Here is a 6,064-nt window from a genome sequence, read left to right as displayed (position 1 = left end):
CAGGAAATAGCCGAACACGATGACGACGGGCAATTGCAGAAAGCTCAGCGGCGTCAGCGCCGACACCTCGCCGAGCTTCAGCGCGCGGGTCCAGAGGAGATGCGCGACGGTGCCGAATCCGCCGGCGAGAATGACCCAGATCCACGACTCCGCGTTCGGCCATTGCCAGACCGGAATCGCCGCCGGCAGCGCCAGCAGCACCCAGAGCCCGGTCGTGATCAGCACGATCGCATCGGGATGCTCGGTGCGCGAGAGGAACTTGATGCTGATCGCGACCGTGCCGCTCATCGCCGCGGCGAGCAGCGCGACGAGGCTCGCCCCGCTGAAGTCGGCCGCGCCGGGCCGGACGATAACGAGCACGCCGATGAAGCCAAGCAGCACCGCGGTCCAGCGGCGCAGGCGCACGACCTCGCCGAGAAACAGCACGGCGCCTATGGTCACGAACAGCGGCGTCGCATAGGACAGCGAGATCGCCTGTGCGAGCGGCAGGTGTACGACGGCCCAGAAGCCCGCGAGCATCGAGACGATGCCGATGCAGCAGCGCAGTACGTAGAAGCCCCATTTATTCGTGCGCAGCAGCGCCGGACCGTGTCGCAGCATCAGCGGCAGCGCGAACAGGAAACCGAACAGGCTGCGGAAGAACGCGATCTCGAACGCGTGCAGTTGCTTGGAAGCGAGACGGATCGTCACCGTCATGAAGCCGAACAGGACAGCGCTCGCGGTCATCAGCAGCGCCGCTCTGACGAGCGTGGAGGAAGCGGAACCACCCGCTTCGGCAGTGGCATTCACGGCGGGACGTCGCGGCGGAAAGTCGCCAACCCTACGCGCGCATGACGGTGGGCGACAGGTCCAAAGGTCAGGGGCCGGACGGAACCGACACGTCGGACCGGCACCGCGGACCGGCGCGGGCCGCGTTCGCGGCGCCCGGCCGGGCCGTCGTCGCAACAACGAGCGTCGCAAGTTGCGGCGCCGGTCATGAATTGCCGACCCGGCTACACCGTAGATTCGGCAGGCGATGGCGTATGGGGAAGCACATGAGCAGGGCAGCAGCACCGCGGCTGGCAATTCCGGCCGCATTATTCGCGTCGTGCGCGGCGTTCGCGCAGACGGCCAGCCACAAACCTGACACGGTCTGGACCGACGGCTACGAGTCGCCGGCCGACGGCCCGCGACGCGACAGCGACGCGGCGCGGTTTCTCGCGCAGGCGACGTTCGGTCCGACCACGGCCGAAATCGCGCGGCTGCGCACGCTGGGCTATCGCGCCTGGCTAGATCAGCAGTTCAACGAACCGGTCTCGACGAGCGAGCCCTATCTGGACTGGGTCGGCAACATTCCGGACAACGACGTCACCGACGACACGCGTCTGGAGATCTGGGCGATCAACGCCGCCGCGCTGCCGGATCCGAGCCGCGGGCAGCAGGTGCCGACCGATCTGCTGCGCCAGCGCGTCGCATTCGCGCTGAGCCAGATCTTCGTCGTCTCCAACGCGAACGGCACGCTGAACTACCAGCCCTGGGCGCTCGCGAGCTACCAGGACATGCTCGCGACGCGCGCGTTCGGCAACTTCTCCGATCTGCTCAAGGCCGTGACGCTGCATCCGGCAATGGGCATTTACCTGAACATGCTGCAGAACCAGAAGGCCGACGACGAACAGAACATCCATCCCGACGAGAACTTCGCACGCGAAGTGCTGCAGCTGTTCTCGGTGGGCCTCGTCAGGCTCAACGAAGACGGCACGCCGCAGCTCGTGAACGGCCAGCTCGTGCCGACCTACAACCAGGCGACCGTGCGCGGCTTTGCCGCCGTGTTCACCGGCTGGAACTGGAGCAACGTCGGCTGCGGCGCGAATACCTACACGTGCTGCGACGAGGAGACGTATTTCTGGTGCGGCCCCGGCAACCGCGACGAGGCGCCATGGCAGCAGCCGATGCAGCCGGTCGAGGCGTACCACGACACGACAACCGACAAGCAGCTGCTGAACTACGCGACGGTCAGCCTGCCGGGCGGCGTGCTGCCGCACGGCGGCAATGCGACGGCCGAACTCGACGCGGCGCTCGCGAACATCGTCAATCATCCCAACGTCGGCCCGTTCATCGCACGCCGGCTGATCCAGAATCTCGTCACGAGCAATCCGAGCCCGGCCTACGTGCGCCGCGTCGCCGCCGCATTCGCGAACAACGGGCAGGGCGTGCGCGGCGACATGAAGGCCGTGCTGCGCGCCGTGCTGCTCGATGCCGAGGCGCGCAGCGGGCACCTGCAGCGGCCCGAAACCTTCGGCAAGCTGCGCGAGCCGCTGCTGAAACTCACGCATATGTGGCGTGCGATGGATGCGCGCGCGGGCAACGGCCGCGTCGGCAATCTCTCGACCTGGCCGCCGCTGGAACTGCGCCTCGGCGAAGCGCCGCTGCGTTCGCCGACGGTGTTCAATTTTTTCAAGCCCGACTACAGCCCGCCCGGCGAAGTGCGTACCGCCGGCATGCGCGCGCCGGAATTCCAGATCCTGTCCGACTCGCTCGCGGTGTCGACGCCGAACCGGCTGTTCTACGAACTGTTCTGCTTCTACACCGGCAGCGACCGCTGCTGGGACAGCGACTTCGCCGACACGCTGCAGATGAACCTCGCGCGCGACGCGCCGCTCGCCGCGAGCAATCCGGGCGCGCTGCTCGACCGCTACAACCTGCTGTTTCTCTCGGGACAGATGTCGCCGTTCATGCGCGCGACGATCCTGACGCAATTGCAGCAGCTCACGGCCGACGACTACGGTTCCGCGCTCGGCCGCGTGCGCGTGCAGAACGCGCTGTACCTGATCCTGAACTCGCCTGAATATTCGGTGCAGAAATGAACACGCGCATGAATCCGAACCGACGCCAGTTCCTGCGCCGCAGCCTCGCGCTCGCCCTCGGCGGCGTCGGCCTGCAGACCGCCTTCGGCAATCTCAACGTGCTCGCCGCCGCGGCCAACACGCGCCGCTATGTGTTCGGCGACTACAAGGCGCTGGTCTGCGTTTACCTGAGCGGCGGCAACGACAGCTTCAACAGCATCGTGCCCTACAGCGCGACGCAGTACGCGGCCTATCGGCAGTCGCGCAACGGACTCGTGTCGAGCGGCGGCCTCGCGCTCGAACAGGCGGCGATCCAGGCGCAGAGCCTGACCGCGCTGCCGGCGAGCGGCGGCCTGCCGGGCGGCCTGCCGAGCGACGGCGGCAGCTACGGCCTGCATCCGGCGTTGGCACCACTGCGTTCGTTGTTCAACACTGGAAAAATGGCGGTTGTCGCGAATGTCGGAACGCTGCTGCAGCCGGTCACGCAGGCCGCCTATCAGGCCGGCAACGTGCCCGTGCCGCCGCAGCTGTTCTCGCACGACGACCAGTCGACCTACTGGCAGACGAGCCGTCCCGACGACGCCAACGCCGACGGCTGGGGCGGCCGCATCGCGGATCTCTTGTACCAGAGCAATGCCGGCCTCGCGCCGATGAGCATTTCGCTCGCGAACGAAAACCGCTACCTGCGCGCCGCGATCGTCAATCCGTATGCGATGGACGCGTCGGGTGTCGACAAGATGAGCTACCTCGGCGACGGCTCGGAGTCCTGGATCATGGGCCAGAACCCCGGCGGCGCTGCCGCGTACAACGCGCTGATCGCCGAAGGCACGCAGGCCCACGTGCTCGAACGCGAATACGCACGCGCGCATTCGCGCGCGATCGACAATTACGAAATCGTCAGCGCCGCGCTCGACAGCGCGCCGCCGCTGACCACGCCGTTCCCCGACACGAGCCTCGGCAATCAACTGCGCATGGTCGCGCGCCTGATCGGCGTGCGCACCGCGCTCGGCATGAGCCGGCAGGTGTTCTACGTCTCCACCGGCGACTACGACACGCACGACGACCAGATCGACACGCAGCAGAGCAACCTCGCCGAACTCGCGCAGGCGCTCGCCGCATTCCAGGCCGCGATGACCGAACTCGGCACCGGCCCGGACGTCACGACGTTCACCGCGTCGGACTTCGGCCGCTCGCTGGCCGTCAACGGCGACGGCACTGACCATGGCTGGGGCGGGCATCACTTCGTGCTCGGCGGCGCCGTGCGCGGCGCGCGCTTCTACGGCCGCATGCCCTCGCTCGTGCAGGGCACCGACGCGAACCCGAATGCGAACCCCGACGATACGGGCTACGGACAGATCATCCCGACCACGTCCGTCGACCAGTACGCCGCGACACTTGCCACATGGTTCGGCGTCAGCAGCGGCGACATCGCCGACATCTTCCCGAGCCTGCACCGCTTCGATGCGAGCAACCTGCGCTTTCTCGGCTGACCTCGCGCGCGTCATCGCCGCCGCGGTGCTCGCGCTCGCCGGCGCGAACACCGCCGGCGCGCGCACGTTCGAGGTCATCGCCAACCCCGACATGACCTTCACCCCGGCGACGCTCGTGATCTACCAGTACGACCGCGTCGTCTTCCGCAACGGCGGCGGCCTCCACAACGTCGTCGCCGACGACAACCGCTTCCGCTGCTCGATCAACTGCAACACCAACACCGCACCGAGCTCGCAGGCCTGGAGCAGCGGTCTGCAATTCACGCGGCTCGGCAGCATCGGGTACTTCTGCGAACAGCATGGGGATACGACGAGCGGGATGCGGGGGTTGATCACGGTGATCGATCGCGTGTTTGTGGATGGGTTCGAGGCAAGCGGCCTGTAGCGGTTCGGTCCGTCCGCGCTCGTATGAAAGCGCAGTACTGGCGAATTCAGGCACGGGCCAACCGCCGTGCGGGTCAGAATTGAGTTGCCGTTGACACGATCGCGCATGGCGACCGAGTACGCCCCGGCAATTGCGGCGATGCGTGAGCTATCGGCTCGCTATCCGCGATTCGGCTACCGGCGGATTCGCATCTACCTGGAACGTGAGGGACATGCCAGGGGCATGGAGCGAGCACATCGTCTGTGGCGTCAGGCCGGCCTGCAGGTGCCGCGCAAGCGGCCGCGCCGGAAGGCTGCCGCCGGACAATGCGCGGTATCGCCGCGTCGAGCGTGACTATCCCGGCGCTCCGGCGCGCGTGACGATCCACTACGGTAGCCGACGGCTACGAACAACAGGTCACGTCGAGCCAGACCGTACGCCAGACCGTACACCGGATCGAACTCGGTCCAGCCGTGTACACGCGCGTCGTTACGGAGACCGCGAACAGCACGACGGCGGCACCGTCAGAAGTCGGCTATCAGCTGCGCGACCGCCTCGGATCGACTATCGCGATCGCCGATCGCTGGGGGCACTACAATTCAACGCCTTGCGGCGCTCCGGTGAAATAGTTGTTACTCCAGCGAGGTGATGCGCGTGGAAATCAAAATTGTTGATCCTCTAGAGCGTGCCACATTCCGTCTCGAGATCCGCCTGTTCAATGCAACGCGACGGTGCCCCCCCCCCTCGTGCCTCTTCCGATCGAAGCGAACCGGTTCGGCCGCGTTGCCGTGTTTGAGTCGGCCAGGCAACTGAGAGACAATTTGAAATTGTAAAGAATATGATTAGCTAGGGGCCTCTTTATGCTGGACGAATGCCGTGAAATTGTCGTAACCCCGGACTTTGAGAACGGTCTCCTGGAGTTTCTGCTTGGTGATTCAGGCAAATGGATGAACGTCGCCGAGTTCTGCAGGAAGTGGAACTATCACATCAATGGGCTCACTGGATTCGAGCACATGTTCTGGATGCCGTGGCCGGAGGGTGGTGTTGATTGCGTGGTGATCATGTTCTATGACACTGAAGAGCTGGATTCGATGGCGGCCACTTACAACAAGGCGAGGCTGCAAGAAAGCGTCGCTGAGAGAGTCTTAGCGAGACGATCATAGGCAACCCAACGAATGCTGGTCGCTGGATTTCATGCATGACGCGCTGGCCAACGGACGCGCGTTCCGGACGCTCAACGTGATCGACGACTTCGCCAGAGACGCCTTGGCGATCGAGATCGACTTCAGTCTCAGCGGCCAGCGTGTCGTACGGGTCCTGGAGCAGCTCTGCGAGTGGCACGGCGTACCGCGCATGATTCGTAGCGACAATGGGCCGGAGTTCCGCAG

Annotated in this window: 6 protein-coding genes and 1 pseudogene; 6 read left to right on the top strand and 1 reads right to left on the bottom strand. The window is 65.7% G+C overall.

What is annotated here, in order from left to right:
* A partial coding sequence (locus tag VLF18_RS05095) for a DMT family transporter (RefSeq protein WP_325278531.1) occupies positions 1 to 789 on the bottom strand: 789 nt, incomplete at its 3' end.
* A gap of 245 nt (positions 790 to 1,034) precedes the next feature.
* Here VLF18_RS05095 and VLF18_RS05090 point away from each other — a divergent pair.
* The 6 genes and pseudogenes from VLF18_RS05090 to VLF18_RS05065 all read left to right on the top strand — a co-directional run.
* A complete protein-coding gene (locus VLF18_RS05090; RefSeq protein ID WP_325278530.1) occupies positions 1,035 to 2,843 on the top strand; it encodes a DUF1800 domain-containing protein in 1,809 nt (602 codons plus the stop codon).
* 8 nt (positions 2,844 to 2,851) lie between these two features.
* Positions 2,852 to 4,312 carry a DUF1501 domain-containing protein gene (locus tag VLF18_RS05085; protein WP_325278529.1) on the top strand — a complete coding sequence of 487 codons (1,461 nt, stop codon included), beginning with the start codon at positions 2,852 to 2,854 and terminating at the stop codon, positions 4,310 to 4,312.
* A complete protein-coding gene (locus tag VLF18_RS05080; RefSeq protein WP_325278528.1) occupies positions 4,284 to 4,697 on the top strand; it encodes a cupredoxin domain-containing protein in 414 nt (137 codons plus the stop codon). The genes VLF18_RS05085 and VLF18_RS05080 overlap by 29 nt, the downstream gene beginning before the upstream one ends.
* A 105-nt stretch (positions 4,698 to 4,802) precedes the next feature.
* Complete coding sequence (locus tag VLF18_RS05075; RefSeq protein WP_414717184.1) at positions 4,803 to 5,030, top strand: IS3 family transposase; 228 nt, start codon at positions 4,803 to 4,805, stop codon at positions 5,028 to 5,030.
* A gap of 506 nt (positions 5,031 to 5,536) precedes the next feature.
* Positions 5,537 to 5,839, top strand: a complete 303-nt coding sequence (locus VLF18_RS05070) for a hypothetical protein (protein WP_325278527.1) — start codon at positions 5,537 to 5,539, stop codon at positions 5,837 to 5,839.
* 4 nt (positions 5,840 to 5,843) lie between these two features.
* Positions 5,844 to 6,064: pseudogene (locus tag VLF18_RS05065) on the top strand (DDE-type integrase/transposase/recombinase); the annotation flags it as partial.

The sequence above is a fragment of the Tahibacter sp. genome (assembly GCF_035481375.1).
Classification (GTDB): Bacteria; Pseudomonadota; Gammaproteobacteria; order Xanthomonadales; family Rhodanobacteraceae; genus Tahibacter.
This window is presented reverse-complemented; position numbering and strand designations above follow the sequence as displayed.